Source organism: Candidatus Binatia bacterium (genome assembly GCA_035631035.1).
GTDB lineage: Bacteria > Eisenbacteria > RBG-16-71-46 > SZUA-252 > SZUA-252 > DASQJL01.
On the sequence record DASQJL010000113.1, the window covers coordinates 69,375 to 87,470 of the forward strand.

Genomic DNA, 18,096 nt, shown 5'->3' on the forward strand with positions numbered 1-18,096 from the left:
CGCGCGGCGAGGACGGGGTACCATCCCGCGTCGCGCCCCGACCCGGGGGCCGGCCCGCGGCGGACGTGCCGCAGCATCGGAGGCGACGTGACGACCTCACCGGAACCATCGAGCGCCGGCGGCGACGATCCGCTTCTCGCCTACCGCGACCCCGCATTCCTCGACAGCGAAGCCGCCCGGCCGATCCGGATCATCTCGGAGTACCTGGCCCCCCTGGACGCGTTCTGCCGTGAGTGCGTGAGCGACACCATCGTCTTCTTCGGCTCGGCGCGGATCGCCCCGGACGGCCCCATGGGACGCTATTACGCCGAGGCCCGCGAGCTGGCGCGTCTCGTGACCGAGTGGTCGCAGAGCCTGGAATCCCCGGGCCATCGCTACATCGTCTGCTCCGGCGGGGGGCCCGGGATCATGGAGGCGGCCAACCGCGGCGCCCGGGACGCCGGCGGACGAACCGTCGGCCTCAACATCGGACTCCCTCACGAGCAGCGGCCGAACCCCTACATCACGCCGGAGCTCAGCTTCGAATTCCACTACTTCTTCATGCGCAAGCTCTGGTTCGCGCACCTGGCGCGGGCCATGGTCGTCTTTCCCGGCGGCTTCGGCACCCTGGACGAAACGTTCGAGATGCTCACGCTGTCTCAAACACGAAAGCTCGACCGCTCGCTGCCGGTGTTGCTGTATGGCTCGAGCTACTGGAAGGAGCTGATCCGGTTCGAGGCGCTGGTCCGGTATGGGATGATCGACCGGGGCGACCTCGACCTGTTCGTGTTCGTGGACGACCCGCGCGAGGCGCTCGACATCCTGCGCCAGCGCCTGGGCGAGGAGAAGAAGCCCCCGGCTCCGGCCTTCGCCGACTCGACCACGCCGGAGAGCCCCGTGCCGACACCGCCTCGAGGCCCGCGCCGTTGAGCCGAGTGCCGGCGCATGGTCCCAGACGCCGGGACCGTTCGCAGCGCCAAGCGGCGCCGCGTCGCGCGGGAGAACCCTCGAGCCCGTGGCGGTTCGGCGCCCTGGCGGCCGCGCTCTTCGTCACCGTCCTGGCCGTCTACGCAGGCGCGTTCCGCCACGATTTCGTGCGATGGGACGACCCGACCTACGTGGGGGAGAACCCGCTCGTCCTCGGCCGACAGGCGGGGCCGCTCCTGACCGCGGTCGTGGCTCGGAACTTCCATCCGGTGACGATGCTCTCGCTGGCGCTCAACGCATCACAGCCTCTGTCGCCGCGTCCGTTTCTGGTGACGAACGTTCTCCTGCACGCGCTGAACACGGGACTGGTCTTCTGGCTCGCGCTGCTCCTCCTTCGCCGGAGGGTGCTCCCCGCGTTCTTCGTCGCGCTTCTCTTTGCCGTCCATCCGATGCACGTCGAATCGGTGGCCTGGGTTTCCGAGCGCAAGGACGTGCTCTACTCGCTCTTCTTTCTCTCCGCGGCGATCGCCTACTGGAAGTACCTCGAAACGCGGCGCAGGGCCTGGATTGCCGTCACCTTCGGCCTTTTCCTGCTCTCCTGCTTTTCCAAGGCCGTTGCCGTCGTGTTCCCCGCGGTCATGGTCCTCCTCGACTATTGGAAGCGGCGGAACATCCTGGAGCGGCGCGCGCTGCTCGAGAAAGCCCCGTTTCTCGCGGCCTCCGTCCTCTTCGGTCTGATCGCGGTCGACGTGCAGGCGGGGGGTGACCTCCACGGGATCCTGAAACCGGTGGGCGAGCGGATGCGGGCCCTGCCCGCGACGAATCCCTTCCCGCTCCTCCAGCGCGTGGCGTTTCCGGCCTATGGACATCTCCAGTATCTCGTGAAGCTGTTCGTCCCTCTCCGGCTCAGCGCGTTCTATCGCTACCCCGCCTCGGTCGCGGAGTCCTCTCGACCGGAGTACGCTGCCGGAATCGTGGTGCTTCTGGCGACCGTCGCGGTGTTCCTCGTGAGCGTTCGCCGTTGGCGAATCGTCGCCTTCGGCCTGGGCTGGTACTTCGCGACCCTCCTGCCCGTGATGCAATGGCTCCCCGTGGGCGAGGCGATCATGGCGGATCGGTACACCTACCTTCCCTATTTCGGTCTCTTCCTTATACTGGTCGCCGGCGTCGCCGCCGCGGCCGAGCGGCTCCCGGCACTCCGCGTTCCCCTGTGGTCGGTGTGCGGTCTCTTCGCGTTGTTCCTGATGGCGCGGACCCTGCACCAGGTGGAAACCTGGAAGGACACGGATGCCTTGTGGAGCAACGTGATCCGGAACGACCCGCGCGCCGACAAGGCCTACGCCGCCCGGGCGAACTTCCGCGGACGCGAGGGGCGGGTGGCCGAGGCGCTGAGCGATCTCCAGATCGCCCGAGGCCTGAATCCACGGCGAGGCGAGGTCTACGAGGATCTTGGAAATGCGTACGGCTCGCTGGGACGGCCCGACTCCGCCGTCCTGTTCTTTGGAGAAGCGCTGCGCATCGACCCGACGCTGGGCCACACCTACTACAACCGCGCCATTGCGTACCTGCGTCTGGGCAGGCCCAGGGAAGCGTTGTCCGATCTCGCCCAGGCGGAATCGCTCATGCCCGGCGAGACCGCCTCACTCCACTTTCCGCGCGGCAATGCCTTCCTGAGCCTCGGCGACGACGTGCATGCGGTCGAAGAGTTCGGACGCGCCATCGAGGCGCGCGAGGGAGGTGCCGATGCCTACGCCAACCGGGGCCTGGCCCGCTTGCGCCTCGGTGACAAAGACGGTGCCGGATCCGATTTCCGTGAAGCCCTTCGGATCGATCCCAACCACGCCGAAGCCCAAGCCCAGCTGCTGCGGCTGGCGCCGAAAGCGCCGTGAGGCGCCGTCCATGGTCTGTCTCGTTCCCATCCCCACCCATGAGGAGGTCATGATGCCGACGTTTCGACCGGTAACCGGTCTTCTGATGATGGTCGCCCTGTTCTTCGTCCTCGTCGCTCCGGCTCACGCCGAGATTTCGGGAGGTCTACGCGCCGGATTCAGCAGCAACCCGGATCAGGTGCTGGTAGGCGGGCAGCTCAACATGGACCCGGTGAGCGACCACGTGTACATCGTGCCGAGCGCCGAAGCGGGATTCGGCGACGACGCCTTCACCCTCTCCTTCAACGGCGACGTCCAGTACCGGTTCGACGTGCGCGACTCCAAGGTCCGCCCTTATGCCGGAGGCGGCCTGACGCTGTACTACTTCAACCTGAGCAATGATTTCGGCGGTGGGAGCGACACCAATCTCGGCGTCACGATCCTGGGCGGCATCTTTTTCGGAAGGGAGTCCGGCCATCCGATGTTCGCCGAAGCCAAGGCAGGGCTCACGGACAAAGTGCCGGACTGGAAGTTCATCTTTGGAATCAACTTCTAGAACCGCAGGGCGCGCCATCCACGAGCCGCGGCGGGTTCCCCGTCGCGGCTCAGCGTTTCGGAAGCCAGTTCACGAAGACCGTGGTGACGGGCGCGTCCACCGCGTCCATCGCCCGCCGGATCAGGAACCGCTGTCCGTCCGCGGATACGTCGAAGTAGTGCCCATTCGGATCGAGCTGATCCAAGGTGTAGCGGAAGAGCGGACGAGGCGTTCCCAGGGAGAGCGTCGGTCCCAGCGTGACGTCCACGGCCGTGATGAAACCGGTCGGCGCGACGTAGAAGATCTCGCGGCCGTCCGCGCGCCAGTGCGCGTCCCGGCCCCCCTGATTCGAGACCTGGAGCTTCCCGCCCGAGCCGTCCAGCGGCTGCATGTAGATCTCCCAGCGGCCCGATTCGTTCGAGCTGTAGCTGATCCAGTGCCCGTCCGGTGAGATCGCGGGCTCCACGTCGGCGGCCGGCCCGCTGATGAACGGATACGGCGCGCGTGATCCGTCCAGAGGGAACACCCAGACGTCCCAGGTCGTGGTTGGCTGCCGCGTGAGCCCGATCATGAACCGGCCGTCGCGGGACCAGCCGCAGATGCTGGCGCGGTTGGGAAGGCGGAACCGCAGCGACTCGGCTCCCGCCCCCGAGGCCAGCTTCATGTAGATCCCGGTAGGCGCGATCCGGTCCGATGTGAAGACGATGCGGGAGCCGTCCGGGGACCAGCACGGCGAAAAGTCGTTCCCGGGGTCGAACGTGAGGCGCGTGTTGACGTCGCGAGCGGGATCCACCACCCACACGTCGGCGTTGTCATCGCCGAAGCTGGAGGCGACGCGCCGTCCGTCAGGGGCGACCGACAAGCCGAAATAGTCGCCCGGAGCCCCGAAGGCCTGAAGCACCTTCCCGCTCCGATCGGCCCAGAGGAGCTTCATTTTCCGGCCGGCGGCCCCGCCCCGGAACACGAGCGTCGAGCGGGACGAGGAGAAGTCCGCGTTCGATCCCACGCCCCCTCCCACCGCCACGTCGTCCACCACGGGGAACGGGTCGCCCGTGAACCGGAGCGCTCGCGTGTCGAAGGGCTGGGCCAGGAGCGAACGGTCCCGGGCGAACAGGAGATAGCCGGGCGCCACGTACTCGATTCGTGAGAAGTTGCCGTGCGCCAGGGTTACCACCTTGCTCGATCGGATGTCGCCGACCTTGAGCGTGGTGGCGTCGGGACGGCTGGAGAGTCCCAGGAAGAGGAAATGGCGTCCGTCCGGAAGGAAGTGGGGCCATGCGCTGCCGACCTCGCCGTGGACGTGGTCGATCGTGGTGGCCGCGGTGGGAGTTCCCCCCCCCGCGCTCACCATCCGGATCGAGTCGGTGGGGCTCCCGTCGAAGAGAATGATCCCGTTTCGGTTCCACGTGCCGTCTCCCGCGCTCTGCGAGTCGCAGATCGTCTGGGGCGGCCCGCCCTGAACGACGATCTTGCGGAGCTTCGCTTCCTGCATGAATCCGAGATAGCGGCTGTCGGGAGACCAGAAGGGGCGCCGGGCGCCGTCGGTTCCGGCGAGCGGCTCCGCGGCCAGCGATCCCAGGGGACGGATCCAGATGCACGATCGCCCTGTCGAATCGGAGGCGTTGTACGCCACATAGCGGCCGTCGGGCGAGACCTTGGGCGTATCGTTGAGAATGATCCCTTTCGGCGTCGGCGCGAAGAAGCGGAGCGGCACGGGTTCGGGCGGGCGGTTCATCACGGTGAATCCGCCGAGAAGGAGCGCCGCGGCCAGCCCCGCGCCGGCCAGGGACCAGGCCAGCCGCTCGCGATGCTTCCGCCGCGCCGCGACGGGCGCGGGGATGCCCGCGCGCGAGCCCGCTTCGGCGGCCCACTTGAGATCGAGCAGCACGTCGCGCGCGGTCTGATAGCGGTCGTCCGGGTTCTTCTCCAGGCAGCGCAGGATGACGCGCTCCACCGCGGGCGGGATCACGTCGCGGATCGAGGAGATCGGCGCGGGGGTCTCGCGCAGGATCGCCGCGATCAGGCTGGCCTGGCTCTTCCCCTCGAACGCGCGCCGCCCCGACGCCATCTCGTAGAGCACCGAGCCGAACGAGAAGATGTCGCTCCGCGCGTCGGCCTCCGCCCCCTCGAGCTGCTCGGGAGCCATGTACTGAAACGTCCCGACGATCGTCCCCTCGGCGGTGAGCGGGCGGCTCATCGTCGGCGAGGAGAGGCTGCGGGGCGCCTCTTCCAGGCCGGTCATCCGCGCGAGCCCGAAATCGAGGAGCTTGGCTCCGCCCTTCGTGAGGACGATGTTCCCGGGCTTCAGGTCGCGATGGACCAGACCCTGGCGATGCGCGCGGTCGAGCGCGTCGGCGATCTCCATGCCGATCTTCGTGATCTCGGGCAGGGGCAGCGCGCCGCGCTGGAGACGGTCGGCCAGCGATTCCCCTTCGAGATACTCCATGATGAGGTAGTCCATCCCGTCCTGGTGCCCGACGTCGTAGAGCGTGCAGATGTGCGGGTGGTTGAGGCTCGAGATGATGCGCGCCTCGCGGTCGAAGCGCTGCCGCGTCTCGGGGCTGAGCGCGAGATCCCCCTGCAGCACCTTGATCGCCACCGTGCGCTCCAGCCGCGTGTCGCGGGCGCGGTAGACCTCGCCCATGCCGCCGCTGCCGATCAGGCCGCCGATCTCGTAGGCGCCGAGGCGTGTTCCCGGTGTGAGGTTCATGCGCGGGAAATTAGCACAATGGGGGCGGCGATCATCATCCGCCGAGCTTCTTCAGATAGGCGGGGTCGACGCGCAACCCGCGCCGCTCCGCCTCGCGCGCGTCGGCCAGCGCTCCCGCCTTGTCCCCCGCCCCCTCTTTCGCCGCGCTCCGGTAGAGGAAGTAGGCTGCCATCCGCGACTCGTCGGGGGGCGCCTGGCGGATCGTCTCGTCGAAGGTGGCGACGGCTTCGCCGTAGCGCCCGAGACGCGACAGCGCGAAGGCGATGGTCCCGAGCTGGAGGTAGTTGTCCGGACGCCCGGGCTGGAGCTCCACCGCGCGCCGGCTGTCGGGGATCGCCTTGTCGAACTGGCCCGACTGGACGTAGGCCAGGGAGCGGTTGGCGAACGCGTCGCGGTGGCGGGGGTCCAGCTCGATCGCGCGCGAGCAGTCGGCGATGGTTCCGGCGAGGTTTCCCATCTGAAGCTTCAGGGCGCCGCGGTTGTTCCAGGCGTCGGCGAAGTCGGGCTTCAAGGCGATGGCCCGGTCGAAGGCCACGAGCGACGAGTCGTTCCGTCCCATCGCCGCCAGCACGTTCCCCTTGTTCACCCACACCTTGGCCACGTTGGGGTTCAGCGCGATCGCCTGGTCGAAATCGGCGAGCGCCGCGTCGTAGCGCTTCCCCTCGTTGTAGTAGTAGAAGCCCCGGTTGTTGTAGGCGTCGGCGATCCGCCCCGGGTACTTGCCGATGGTGTCGTTCCAGAGCGTCTCGGCATTCTGCCACACGTCGGCGCGCTTGTAGGACGCGTACGCCGACACGGGAATTAGGGCCAGGACGATCGCGGCGACGGCCGCCCGCGCGGCGGGCGCGAGCCGCTCCCGGGGCTCGTCCAGCCACCACGCGAGCGCCACGAAGAGGCCCACGTAGGCCACGTACGTGTAGCGGTCCGCCATGACCGCGCCCCCGATCGAGAAGAACTGGAGGACCAGGAGGACGTTGATCAGGTAGAACGCGAATCCGAACAGAACGACGCGGCTCCTCCGGAAGAGCCAGAGGAGCGCGGGGATCCCGAGCGCCGCGATGAACAGCGTCACGTAGTACTCGGGGCCGATCGCGCCGGGCGCGAGGCTCGGATAGGGATAGATGGCCGAGAGGCGCACCGGGACGAACAGCTTCACCACGTACATCACGAGTCCGTAGGCGGCGAAGAGCAGCTTCTGGAACGGCCCCCAGTGCTCGGTGATCGCGCCGCTCGACCTCTGGATCTGGAGCGTGACGACGCCGTCGATCAGCGCGACCAGGAAGAAGGGCGCCTTCTCCAGCCACACGCCGCGGGTGAAGCGGCGCTTCCGGAACCAGTCGATGGCGAGCAGCGTGAGCGGGAAGACGACCGCCGCGGGTTTCGAGGCGCAGGACAGCACGAACAGGACGAGCGCCGCCGCCAGCCACGCCGGCCGCTTATGGTCCACATGGCGCAGATATGCGATCAATCCCGCCAGGTAGAAGAAGGCGTAGAGGACGTCCTTCCGCTCGGCCACCCACGCCACCGATTCCACGTGCATCGGGTGGATGCCGAACAGCGCGGCGGCGGCGAGCGGGGTCCAGCGCCGCCCCCGGGCGAGCGCCCGGACGAAGAAGAAGACCAGGGCCGTGTTGGCCAGGTGCAGCAGCACGCTCGTCCAGTGGTAGGCCCTGGGGTCGAGCTTCGCCTCCTGGTAGTTCATCGCGAACGACGCGATCGTCAGCGGATGCCAGTTCCCGGCGACCGGCGTCGTGAGGATCGCGCCGGCGTCGGGGTGCGACACCAGCGGATTCTCGGTCACGTAGAAGTTGTCGTCCCAGTCGGTGAACTGGTTGTCCAGAGCGGGCAGGTAGACGAGGAACGTGAGCGCCAGGATGCCGAGAAGCCAGGGGAGCCACGCGCGGTCGGCTCCGGGCGGGCGGCGATTGGCCGGGCGCTCCCCGCGACGATCGGGCGGGCGCTCCCCGCGGTCGGCGCCCGCGGGCGGCCCCGCGGAGGCCGCTCTTCGCGGCGGCGCTCCACCTCTCCGCTTCCGGGCGGGACTCATGCCCTCGCGGGTTCCGCCTGGGTCCGCGCGCGGCCGCGCAGGGGCGGCGGGAAGTGGGCCGAGCGGGCGATCCCCCAGCGCGCCAGGGCGAATTCGATCGCCGTCCCGACGCAGCCGAAGCCGTATCGGATGCTCCGCGCGAAGTTGATCGACGAGGCGTCGGCGGCGTAGCGGGTGGGGCAGGAGACCTCGGCCACCAGGAAGCCGGCCCAGATCACCTGCGCCAGCATCTGGTTGTCGAAGACGAAATCGTCGGAGTTCCGATCCAGCGGCAGCGACTCGAGCACGCGGCGCGAGAAGGCGCGGTAGCCGCTGTGGTACTCGGAGAGCTTCGCCCCCATGAAGAGGTTGCCGACCAGCGTGAGGCCGCGATTGGCTACGTAGCGCCAGAGCGGCATCCCCCCCTTGAGCGCGTAGCCGCCCAGGATGCGCGAGGCCACCACGCAGTCGTAGAGCCCCGAACGGATCATGGCGACCATCGCGGGGATGAGCTTCGGGGTGTACTGGTAGTCGGGATGGACCATGATGACGATGTCGCCGCCCGCCTCCAGCGCCGCCCGGTAGCAGGTCTTCTGGTTCCCGCCGTAGCCCAGGTTCCGCTCATGCACCACCACCTGGACCCCGGGAAGGGCGCGGGCCACCGCCACCGTGGCGTCGCGGCTCCGATCGTCCACCACGATCACGAGATCCACGACCCCCTGGGCCATCACCTCCTCGTAGGTCTTCCGGAGGGTGGCTTCGGCGTTGTACGCGGGCATGACGACGACGACCTTGGAGGCGGGGGGCACGGGGGGAAGAGTAACGTGTTTGGGCCGTGCTCGCCACCGGGCGCCGGGCGCCCCGGGGGGGCCGCGCCGCGCCGCGGTGAAAAATTATTTGCCGATGCTTGACGCCGGCAAATCCGGGGGCGCAAAATTCTCGGGCCGGCAACACCTTGGCGCTACCGCTTCCCTCGGGAAGCTTTCGATAAATCGAAGGTTCCTATGCCCCCGAAACCCGCGCGCCTCGCCCTGGTCCTTCCGCTTCTCGCGATTCTCCTCGTCTCCTGCAGCGAAAAACAGGCGACGGAGCCCGACGTCCATCCGCCCGGCGGCGGCGGATCGCCCCCTCCCCCGACGGACAGCATCGCGCCCACGGTCGCGAGCACCGTGCCCGCCGACCACGCGACCGGCGTCGACCGCGGCGCGCCCATCCGCGCGACCTTCTCGGAGGCGGTCGACGCGGCGACCGCGAACGGCCAGACGTTCCTGGTCGTGGGCGACGCTCCCGTGACCGGAACCGTGAGCACGTCCGGGTCCACCGTCACCTTCACCCCTTCGAGCCCGCTCCCGGGCGAGCGAACCTACACGGCGACGCTCACGACCGGAATCCACGACAAGGCCGGGAACGCGCTCGCGAGCACCTACACCTGGACCTTCACGACCGTGGGACAGGCTCCCGTGGCGAACGCGGGGCCCGACCAGAGCGTCGCGTTCGGCGCCACAGTGATCCTGGACGGCAGCCAGAGCTTCGACCCCGACGGGAAGGAGCTGAGCTACACCTGGACGCAGACCGCGGGACCCGACGTCACCGGCGGCTCGGGGACGCTGATCAGCGCGGGACCAAGCTTCACGGCCCCGTCGGTGAACACCACGATCGGATTCGACCTCGTCGTGAGCGACGGGGTGGACACCAGTCTCCCCGACCCGATCCGGATCTTCGTGAGCGGAGACGACGCGCCTCCGTCCGTGGCGCAGGTGGATCCCGCGAACCACGCGACCGACGTGAGCCGCACGACGACCGTGCGCGCGACCTTCTCCGAGGCGATCGCCGAGAACAGCGCCACCAGCGCGACCTTCACGCTGACCGGCCCCGGCGCCGTCACGGGCACGATCTCGGTCGCGGGACCCAGCGTCACCTTCACGCCGTCGGGTCCGCTCGCCGCGAACGAGACCTACACCGCAACCCTGTCGACAGGCATCAAGGACCTCGCCGGCAACTCCCTGGCGCAGCCGTACAGCTGGTCCTTCACCACGGGCGGGCAGCCTCCCGTGGCCAACGCGGGGCCGGACCAGACCGTGGGCATCGGTGCGACCGTGACGCTGGACGGAACGCAGAGCTTCGATCCCGACGGGCAGCCGCTGACCTATCGCTGGAGCCAGACCTCCGGCCCCGACGTGACCGGCGGCTCGGGGACCTTCTCGGGCGCGACGCCGTCCTTCACCGCGCCCTCGTCGATCGCCACGCTCGGGTTCGACCTGGTCGTGAACGACGGCTTCTCCTCCAGCCAGCCGGACGCCGTGCAGATCTCGGTGACCGGCGGCGGCCAGGCGGTGATCTACGTGAGCCCCTCGGGGAACGACGGCAATCCCGGAACGCGCGAGGCGCCGCTCCAGTCGGTGAGCGCCGGCCTCGCGGCGGCCGCCGGCGGCGGCGCCGACGTCTACCTCGCGGGCGGAACCTACACCCAGGACCAGTTCGCGCTGGTCTCGGGCGTGAGCCTGTACGGCGGGTTCGACGCGTCGTTCGCCAACCGCGACCCGGCCGCGCATCCCAGCATTCTTTCGGGCGGCTCGACCGCGCTCGTGGCCTCCCCCGGCGTGAGCAACGCTCGTGTGGACGGCATCACGGTGCGGAGCGCCAACGCTACCGGCGCCGGGAGCAGCTCGTACGCCGCATTCCTTCGTGGCGCGAGCGGCATCACGTTCCACGGCTGCACGCTCGAGGCCGGCAACGGCGCCCCCGGCGACAACGGATCGACGGGATCGTCCGGCGCGGCGGGCGACGCCGGCTCCGACGGCGGCCCGGGCAACTGCCCTGACGTGACCGCGCCCGGCGCGGGCGGCGGAGGCGGCGGCGGCGCGAACGCCGGCGGCGCCGGCGGCGGAGGCGGCAGCCTGGCGACGCTCTTCGTGGCCGAAGCGGGACAGGGCGGCTCCGGACCCGGCGGAGGAGGCGGCGGCGCTGCGGGTACGGTCACGTCGCGCAACCACAATGGTCAAAGCGGCACGGCGGGCGCCGCCGGCTCCCCCGGCACCGACGGCTCGGCAGGCCTTTCGTTCGGAGGCCTCTCCGACACCGGCTATCAGCCTTCGGACGGCAGTGCGGGGATAGGCGACGGCACCGGCGGAAGCGGCGGCGGCGGCGGCGGCGGGTCGAGCGGCGTTCCCGACGGAGGCGCGGGGAACGGAGGCGGAGGCGGCGGCGGGGGCGGGACGCCAGGCGCCGGCGGCGGTCCGGGCAGCGGCGCGGGGGGCTCGTTCGCGCTCGCGATGGTCGGCTCCTCGAACATCGTCGTGGAGGGCTGCGTGCTCCGCACGGGAGCGGGCGGCACGGGCGGCGCCGGCGGGGCCGGCGGTCCCGGCGGAGCGGGCGGCGCCGGCGGCGCGGGCGGGCGCACGTGCAACAAGACCGTGGGCGCGGGCGGCTTGGGCGGAGGCGGCGGCGCGGGCGGACGCGGCGGCCACGGCGGTGGCGGCGGCGGCGGACCCGCGATCGGGATCGCCTACGACACCTCGAGCACGCTCACGGAGTCGGGAAACAGCTACGCGCTGGGCGCGGCGGGACCGGGCGGACCCAGCCCGGGCCACCCCGGCGCGGCCGGCGCCCGCGAGAACGTGCACCGCACCGACGCGGCCGCGGCGAGCGCGACGCGCGCCGTCTCGGGTGCGCGCGCGATCAACGCGACCCGTAGGTAGTCTCGAACCGCTCGCCCAGGGTCAGGTTGCCGGGAACGCCGTTCGGGTAGCGACGCTCGATCGCTCCCTGGATCACCTCGCGGCGGTTTCCGGGGTCGGGGTGGGTGCTCATGAACTCGGGCTCTCGCCCCGGTCCCGAGGCCTCGCTCAGGATCCGCATCACCTCCAGCATGGCGCGCGGGTCGTACCCCGCCTCGGTCATGAAGCGCACGCCCAGGGTGTCGGACTGGGTTTCGGCGCCCCGTCCGTAGCGGAGCTGAACCATCTGGGCGACGAGCGCCGCCATCTGCGCCGACCGCTGCCCTCCGCTCTGATCGTCCGAGCCCGCGACGCCGGCCGCGCCGATCAGTCCCTGCGCGAGCTGGCTCTTCGCGATCGCGGCGGCCGTGTGGCGGCCCACGACGTGGCCCACCTCGTGGCCCAGGACGCCGGCCAGCTCGGCCTCGTTCTCCAGGCGCGACAACAGCCCCCGCGTGATGAAGACCGGTCCCCCCGGAAGCGCGAAGGCGTTCACCGTCTGCGGATCGGCGAGCGCGTAGAAGTGATACCGATAGGGCGTCCCGTGGGCCTCGCTCTGCTGCACGACGCGCTGCCCGACCCGCTGCACGAGCTGCTGGGTGTTCTCGTCGGGATCGAGCCCGCCCATCTCCTGGGCCATCTGGGGCGCCGATTCCAACCCCAGCGCCACTTCCTGGTCCACGTCCATCGCGATGTGCTGCGTCTCGCCCGTGACCGGGTTCTGCTGCTGGAGCGAGTAGTAGCTGATGAGCGAAATCGCTGCGATCAAGAGCCCGAGCAGCAGGCGTCCTCGTCTCATGGTTGGTCCCCTCCTGTCCCGCGCGCATGTCCCGCGCGCGAAGCGCGCGGAAAACTTACGCTCGCAGCAAGGAGAGGGCCAGCGTCGTCGCGGAGGGGCTTGGGATCAGGTCTGAGAGGCGGTTCGTCGGGGCCGAGCCGAGGGCTTCTTCGCCGCCACCAGCGCGATGGCGCTGCTCTGGCGCCAGGCCCCGGTCACGCCGGCGGCAATCACGTCGGCCACGCCGGCGTCACCCCAGTATCCCGTATGAGAAAGCGGATTCCATCGCGTGAGCCAGCTCCCCACGTCCACGACGCGGTCCTCATCCACCGCTTCCCGATACCGCTCGTTCAGCGGCTTCAGGGGGTAGCCGATCACGTCGTCCGGGTCGTAGAAGTTGACCCAGCGCGGCTCGAGTCCGGGGTGATGGGAGGCAAGGCGGCGGGCCGGGAGCTTCACCGGAACGCCGAAGTCCGGGTAGCGGAGGCTCCAGAGCGCGATCGGGCTCCCCATCGTGTAGAAGAGGGAGAGGGTCTCCCCACGCTCGAGCGCGGTCTTCCCGATGCGCGCGCGCACCTCGGGGGCCATGAAGCTCGCGCGCGGCTTGGTCAGATCGTAGAGATAGTTGCTCGCGATCACCGAGCCCAGGCTGTGGCCGATGACGGCGAGCGGCGCCCGCGCCCCGGCGCGCTTCGCGAGGCGCCCCAGGCTGGCCGCGACCTCGGCGTGGATCGCGTCGTAGGCCGAGCGGTCGGCGTGCGTCGGCTGGTAGGCGATCGCGTCGGCGGCGAAATCGAGCATGAACCCGCGCAGCCGTTCATAGCGCAGCGGCCCCGCCGCGCGCAGCCGCGCGCCGAGATCGTCCTCGGCGGGCTGAAGGGAGGCGCTCCAGTTCACCTCTTCGAAGACGATCTGCGTCTCGGGCTCGGAGGTTTCTCGGCCGACCGAGCGCGCAAAGCGCGCGGCAACCGCCTCGGCGAGCGGGCGCGAGTAGCCCGGCCCGGTGCGGCCGATGCCATGCAGGAAGAGGATCGCGATCGGGTGGCCCATGGTGGCTCACCGTGTATCGGAAGGGCGCCCGATGGACTTGAGCGGTTCGGAGCCCGGCCCCGGCCAGGAGCTAGGGCGCGACGGGCCGGCGCGGCGCGGGGCGCGTTCCCCGCCGCTCGGCATAGGCCTGCGTGAACTCGGCTCCGTAGAAGAAGATGAGCGCGGAGTAGTAGACCCAGACCAGGAGCACGACCAGCGATCCGGCGACGCCGAAGGCGGAGCCGACGTCGGTCTTCCCCAGGTAGAAGCCGATCGCCGCCTCCCCCGCCATGAAGAGAGCGGCGGTGACCAGGCCTCCGACGACGGCGTCGCGCCAGCGCAGCTTCGCGGCGGGGATGTAGCGGAACATGAGGGCGAAGAGCGCGGCGAGGACGCCGAGGGTGACGAACAGGTTGATCCCGCCCCAGAACGCCGCGCCGCCGGGAAGGCTCCGCGAGAGGTAGTCGCCTGCCGCCGCGAGCAGGGCGTTCACGGCGAGGGAGACGACGAGCAGAAACGCGGCGCCCATCAGCGCCACGATCGAGAAGACGTTGTCCTTGAGCCAGCCCTTCCAGCCGCTCCCCTTCTCCTGCCGGACGTTCCAGATGGCGTCGAGCGAGTCCTTGAGATGACCGAAGACGCCCGAGGCTCCAAGAAGCAGGGAGACGAATCCGACGAGCGTGGCCGTGCCGCTCTGTCCCTTCCGGTCCATCCCGGACAGGATCTGCCCGATGGCCGAAGTGCCCTGGGCGCCGAAGAGCTGCTGGAGCGTCGCGAGCAGCCGGCCCCGCACCGAATGCGGGTCGAAGATGAGCCCCGCGATGCCGGCCAGGAGCAGGAGCAGCGGCGGGATGGAGAGAACGCTGTAGTAGGCGAGCGCGGCCCCGAGACGGTCGGCGCGGTCGCGCCTCCAGTCCTGGAACGCGGTCCAGAAGAGCCTGAGAAATCCCATCGAGCGGAAAACGGCTCCCTTCTCCGCTTGCCTCGCTACGAGGATAGCCGACCCTCGTGGATGGCGCGCACCGTTTCGAGCGTGTCGGCCTGGACGGCCGCCTTGTCGGGGCGGTAGCGCTTCACGCGGGCGAAGCGGAGCGCGAGCCCCGCGGGATAGTGCGGGCTCACCTGCACGTCGTTGAAGGCGACCTCGACGACCATCTCGGGGCGGAGCTGCACGGTGTAGCCGTCGGTCGCCACCGCCAGCTCCTGGAAGCGCTGCGTCTGCCACGCCAGCATCGCGTCGGTCATCCCCTTGAAGGTTTTCCCCAGCATGACGAAGCCGCCGGTCAGGGGATCGCGCGCGCCCAGGTGGATGTTGCTGAGGAATCCCTTGCGGCGGCCGTGCCCCCATTCCGCCGCGAGCACGACGAGGTCGAGCGTGTGGGCCTCCTTCACCTTGAGCCACGAGAAGCCGCGCCGCCCCGCCTCGTAGGGCGCCCCGGGCGCCTTGGCCATGAGCCCCTCGTGGCCGCGCGCGAGCGATTCTTGGAGAAACGCGTCCGCGACCTCCACGTCCCCGGTGACCCTTCGCGGCACGACGAGGCCGGGAGCCACCCCGGCGAGCGCTTCGAACCGCTCGCCGGCGGGGACGTCGAAATAGTCCGCGCCGTCGAGACGCAGCAGGTCGAAGAAGAACGGCGTGAGCGGCAGCTCGCTCCGCAGCGCCTCCACGTCCAGGCGGCGGCCGAAGCGGCGCATCGTGGTCTGGAAGGGATGCGGGCGGCCGTCCTCGCGCAGCGCGATCGCTTCGCCGTCCAGGATCAGCTCGCGCGCGGGGAGCGCGCGCGCCGTCTCGACCAGCTCGGGAACCGCGACCGTGACGTCGTTCATCCGGCGCGAGAAGACGCGCACCTCCTCGCCCGACTTGTGGAGCTGGACGCGCGCGCCGTCCAGCTTGAACTCCAGCGCCGCCTCGCCCAGCCGCTCCAGCGCCGCGTCGAGATCGTCGGCCGGCGAGGCGAGCATCGGCTGCACGGGGCGGAAGAGCTCCACCCGAAACCGCGCGAGCGCCGCGCGCCCTTCGTGCAGCACCGCCCGCGCCACCGCTTCGGCGTCGCCGGAGAGCATCGTGGCGCGGCGGACCTCCGCCGCCGGAATGCCGGTCGCCTTCGCGAGCGCCTCCTCCATCACCCCGGCGAGCGCCCCCTGCCGGAGCTCGCCCACGATGAGCCGGCCGAGGAAGTCCTGCTCCTCGGCGGTGGCGCGCGCGAAGAGCGCGGCGAGCGAGCGCTGGCGCTCCCCGCTCGAGCCCGCGCCCGAGAGGGCGGCGATCCGCGCGAGCGCGGCGTCGGCGTCGGCCAGGGTCAGCGAGGGCGCGGACGCCGCGCTCGAGCCGCGCACCCCGTGCAGGGCCGCGCCCCCGATGCCAAGTCGCGACTGGCGCGGATGACCCGAGAGCCACGCGACGCCGATCTCGATCTCGTCGCCCTCCAGACGGCGGAGGAGCGCCGCGAGGCGCTCGGCCTTGATGGATCGGGCGCCGGTCGCGGCGACCTCGCGCGAGGTGGATGCCAGCTCGGCCAGAAGCACGGCGCTATTCCCGGAGCGGGTTGAAGCGGATGGTGGCCAGCGCGAGCGAATCCCCCGGGGCTACGCGCTCGAGACGGCGGGCCAGCTCACGAGCCTGGCGATGATAGCCGCCGATCCGATACTGGCCAATCAAGTAGCGAAGCGCATCCGGATCGTCCGGCGAGACGCCGAAGGGCCAGAACGCGAGGGCGTCCTGCGCCGGATCGTGCGTCGGCTCGGCATAGACCTTCCCCGCCATGTCGAGCGCCTCCCAGCGCTGGAGCGGCGGCGCGAGGCGCAGCAGATGCGCCGCTTCGCCGTCGCGATGCGCGGCGTGAAGCGCCAGCGCCGCCAGGCGGAGATCGTAGGAGCGAAGCCGCGCGGAGTCGGCCGTCGCCATGCGCTCCAGGATCCAGACGGCGGGATCGGTCGCGCCCGAGGCGGCCAGCCCGCGCGCGTAGGAGCGGATCGGCTTGGCGATCTCCTCGCGGTCGGGGTCGTCCCCCTCCGCGCGGAAGCGCGACGTCGTGGGATCGATCTGGATCACCTGGAGATCGGGGGTGACCCGGATCAGGAACTCGTCGGCGCCGGGCGGCCGCTTCCACTCCGGCTGCACGGTGGCGATGGTCGGCTCGCGGTACCAGTGGCGAAGCGCCTGCCCATCCTGCAGCGACTGGTGAATGCCGAGCGTTCCCGTTCCCGCCACCGAGAGGAGCACGCGCGCGCCGGCGGGGATCTCGGGGACGATCTTCCGGAACCGCTCCCGAACGGTGCGTGTGGCGAGCGAGGCCTCGGCGAAGCGCTGCTCCGTGAGCACGCGGCCGTTTCCGCGCGCGTCCATGCCGCGCGCCCAGACGCCGAGGAGGAGAAAGGCGGCCATGGCGATCGCGGCCGTCCGCGGCGTGAGCCGGGCGAGCCGCGGGGCCGCGAGGATCGCGAATCCAGGCACCGCGAGCGCGGCGAAGTAGGCGGCCCAGGGGCGGACGAGAAGGGACGGAAGGAGAATCGGCGGCAGCGCGACGAGGAGTCCCAGGATCTGGAGCCGGCGGGCGGTGGGGCGCGGGCGATCCTGCCCCGGGCCAAGATCGCCGGACGGCGTCCGGACGTCCGCCGGCCTCAGCCGCTCCAGCGCAGCCGGAGCGATCGCGAGCACCGCGATCCCCGCGGCGATTCCGGCGACCGTGAGCCGCGCGGGCCACGAGACGGAGTTCACCGGGAAGTTGAACAGCGTGGCGACGTACCGGAAGAGGTAGTCCCACCACCGGTCGGGCCGCTCCAGGCCCACGTATCCCGTCGTCCCGCTCTGGAGGCCGGCATGGACCAGCGCCCGGAGCCCCGGATGCACCGCGAACCAGGCCGCCGTCACGATGCCGAAGAGGAGCGCGCCGCGCTTCAGGCGCGACGGCGTTCGCCCGAGCAGCCAGTCCCACCCCACCAGCACCGGAAGCGCCACCGCCGCGGTCTCCTTGGAGAGGAGCGCCAAGGCCGCCAGGGCGGCCGAGGCCGCGATCTTCCCCGATTCCCGGAGGTGAAACGCGATCAGCACAAAGACCATCGCCATCAGATCCTGGCTCGCGCTGGTCCATGCCACCAGGGAGGGGAGCGCGGCCGACGCCGCGAACACCAGCCCGGCCAGGAGCCCCGTGCGCGGTCCCGCAAGGCGCGCGGCGAGCGTGGCGAGGAGCGTGGCCGCCGCCGCGAGGAGGAGCAGGTTCAGGAGGTGCCCCGCGAGCGGACCCGCCGGGCCGAGCGCCAGGAGGAGGCGGAAGTAGAGCCCCTGGGGGATGGGGCGCCAGAACGCCTCCGCCGCATTCGGGGTGAGATAGGCGGTCGGACTTCCCTGCGCACGGGTGAGGAAGAAGAAATCGTCCCAGAAGTAGTCGAAGGAGAGCCCCGGCGCCGACAGGAACGCGACGACCAGCGCCGGGAGGAACACCGCCGGACCCGGGATCGATTTCGGTTGCGGCAGCCAGAGGGGTGCCCGCATGGGTAGCCGAGTATAGCGCCGAACCGTTAGGATCGC

At 70.5% G+C, this 18,096-nt stretch carries 12 protein-coding genes; 4 read left to right on the forward strand and 8 right to left on the reverse strand.

The features are described 5' to 3' along the window. Window positions 1–87 precede the first annotated feature (87 nt). From VE326_12620 to VE326_12630, 3 genes are read left to right on the forward strand one after another with little or no spacing between them, the layout of a single operon-like run. The gene (locus VE326_12620) at window positions 88–909 is read left to right on the forward strand and encodes a TIGR00730 family Rossman fold protein (GenBank protein ID HYJ34046.1); all 822 of its coding nucleotides are present in this window, start codon (window positions 88–90) and stop codon (window positions 907–909) included. 5 nt (window positions 910–914) lie between these two features. Next, window positions 915–2,795, forward strand: coding sequence for a tetratricopeptide repeat protein (locus tag VE326_12625; protein HYJ34047.1), 1,881 nt, complete (start codon window positions 915–917; stop codon window positions 2,793–2,795). A gap of 49 nt (window positions 2,796–2,844) precedes the next feature. Beyond that, window positions 2,845–3,330 carry a hypothetical protein gene (locus VE326_12630; GenBank protein ID HYJ34048.1) on the forward strand — a complete coding sequence of 162 codons (486 nt, stop codon included), beginning with the start codon at window positions 2,845–2,847 and terminating at the stop codon, window positions 3,328–3,330. A 49-nt stretch (window positions 3,331–3,379) separates the two neighbouring features. Here the strand turns inward: VE326_12630 and VE326_12635 are convergent, their stop codons facing one another. The 3 genes from VE326_12635 to VE326_12645 are packed head-to-tail and all read right to left on the reverse strand — an operon-like array spanning window position 3,380 to window position 8,854. Further along, window positions 3,380–6,019: a protein kinase gene (locus VE326_12635; GenBank protein HYJ34049.1), complete on the reverse strand. Its 2,640-nt coding sequence runs from the start codon at window positions 6,017–6,019 to the stop codon at window positions 3,380–3,382. Between the two features lie 34 nt (window positions 6,020–6,053). Next, window positions 6,054–8,066 (reverse strand): tetratricopeptide repeat protein, encoded by a 2,013-nt coding sequence (locus VE326_12640; GenBank protein HYJ34050.1) that lies wholly within the window; start codon window positions 8,064–8,066, stop codon window positions 6,054–6,056. Next, entirely contained in the window at window positions 8,063–8,854 is a 792-nt protein-coding gene (locus VE326_12645; protein ID HYJ34051.1) for a glycosyltransferase family 2 protein, read from the reverse strand. The genes VE326_12640 and VE326_12645 overlap by 4 nt, the downstream gene beginning before the upstream one ends. 195 nt (window positions 8,855–9,049) lie before the next feature. Here VE326_12645 and VE326_12650 point away from each other — a divergent pair, with 195 nt between their 5' ends. Further along, complete coding sequence (locus VE326_12650; GenBank protein ID HYJ34052.1) at window positions 9,050–11,743, forward strand: Ig-like domain-containing protein; 2,694 nt, start codon at window positions 9,050–9,052, stop codon at window positions 11,741–11,743. Here the strand turns inward: VE326_12650 and VE326_12655 are convergent. From VE326_12655 to VE326_12675, 5 genes are all read right to left on the reverse strand, one after another. Then, complete coding sequence (locus VE326_12655; GenBank protein HYJ34053.1) at window positions 11,724–12,560, reverse strand: M48 family metalloprotease; 837 nt, start codon at window positions 12,558–12,560, stop codon at window positions 11,724–11,726. The genes VE326_12650 and VE326_12655 overlap by 20 nt on opposite strands. 105 nt (window positions 12,561–12,665) lie before the next feature. Beyond that, a complete protein-coding gene (locus tag VE326_12660) occupies window positions 12,666–13,589 on the reverse strand; it encodes a chemotaxis protein (GenBank protein HYJ34054.1) in 924 nt (307 codons plus the stop codon). Between the two features lie 70 nt (window positions 13,590–13,659). Continuing rightward, a complete protein-coding gene (locus VE326_12665; protein HYJ34055.1) occupies window positions 13,660–14,520 on the reverse strand; it encodes a YihY/virulence factor BrkB family protein in 861 nt (286 codons plus the stop codon). A 35-nt stretch (window positions 14,521–14,555) separates the two neighbouring features. Then, window positions 14,556–16,094: an ATP-dependent DNA ligase gene (locus VE326_12670; protein HYJ34056.1), complete on the reverse strand. Its 1,539-nt coding sequence runs from the start codon at window positions 16,092–16,094 to the stop codon at window positions 14,556–14,558. A gap of 4 nt (window positions 16,095–16,098) precedes the next feature. Continuing rightward, window positions 16,099–18,060, reverse strand: coding sequence for a hypothetical protein (locus VE326_12675; protein HYJ34057.1), 1,962 nt, complete (start codon window positions 18,058–18,060; stop codon window positions 16,099–16,101). Window positions 18,061–18,096: the final 36 nt, after the last annotated feature.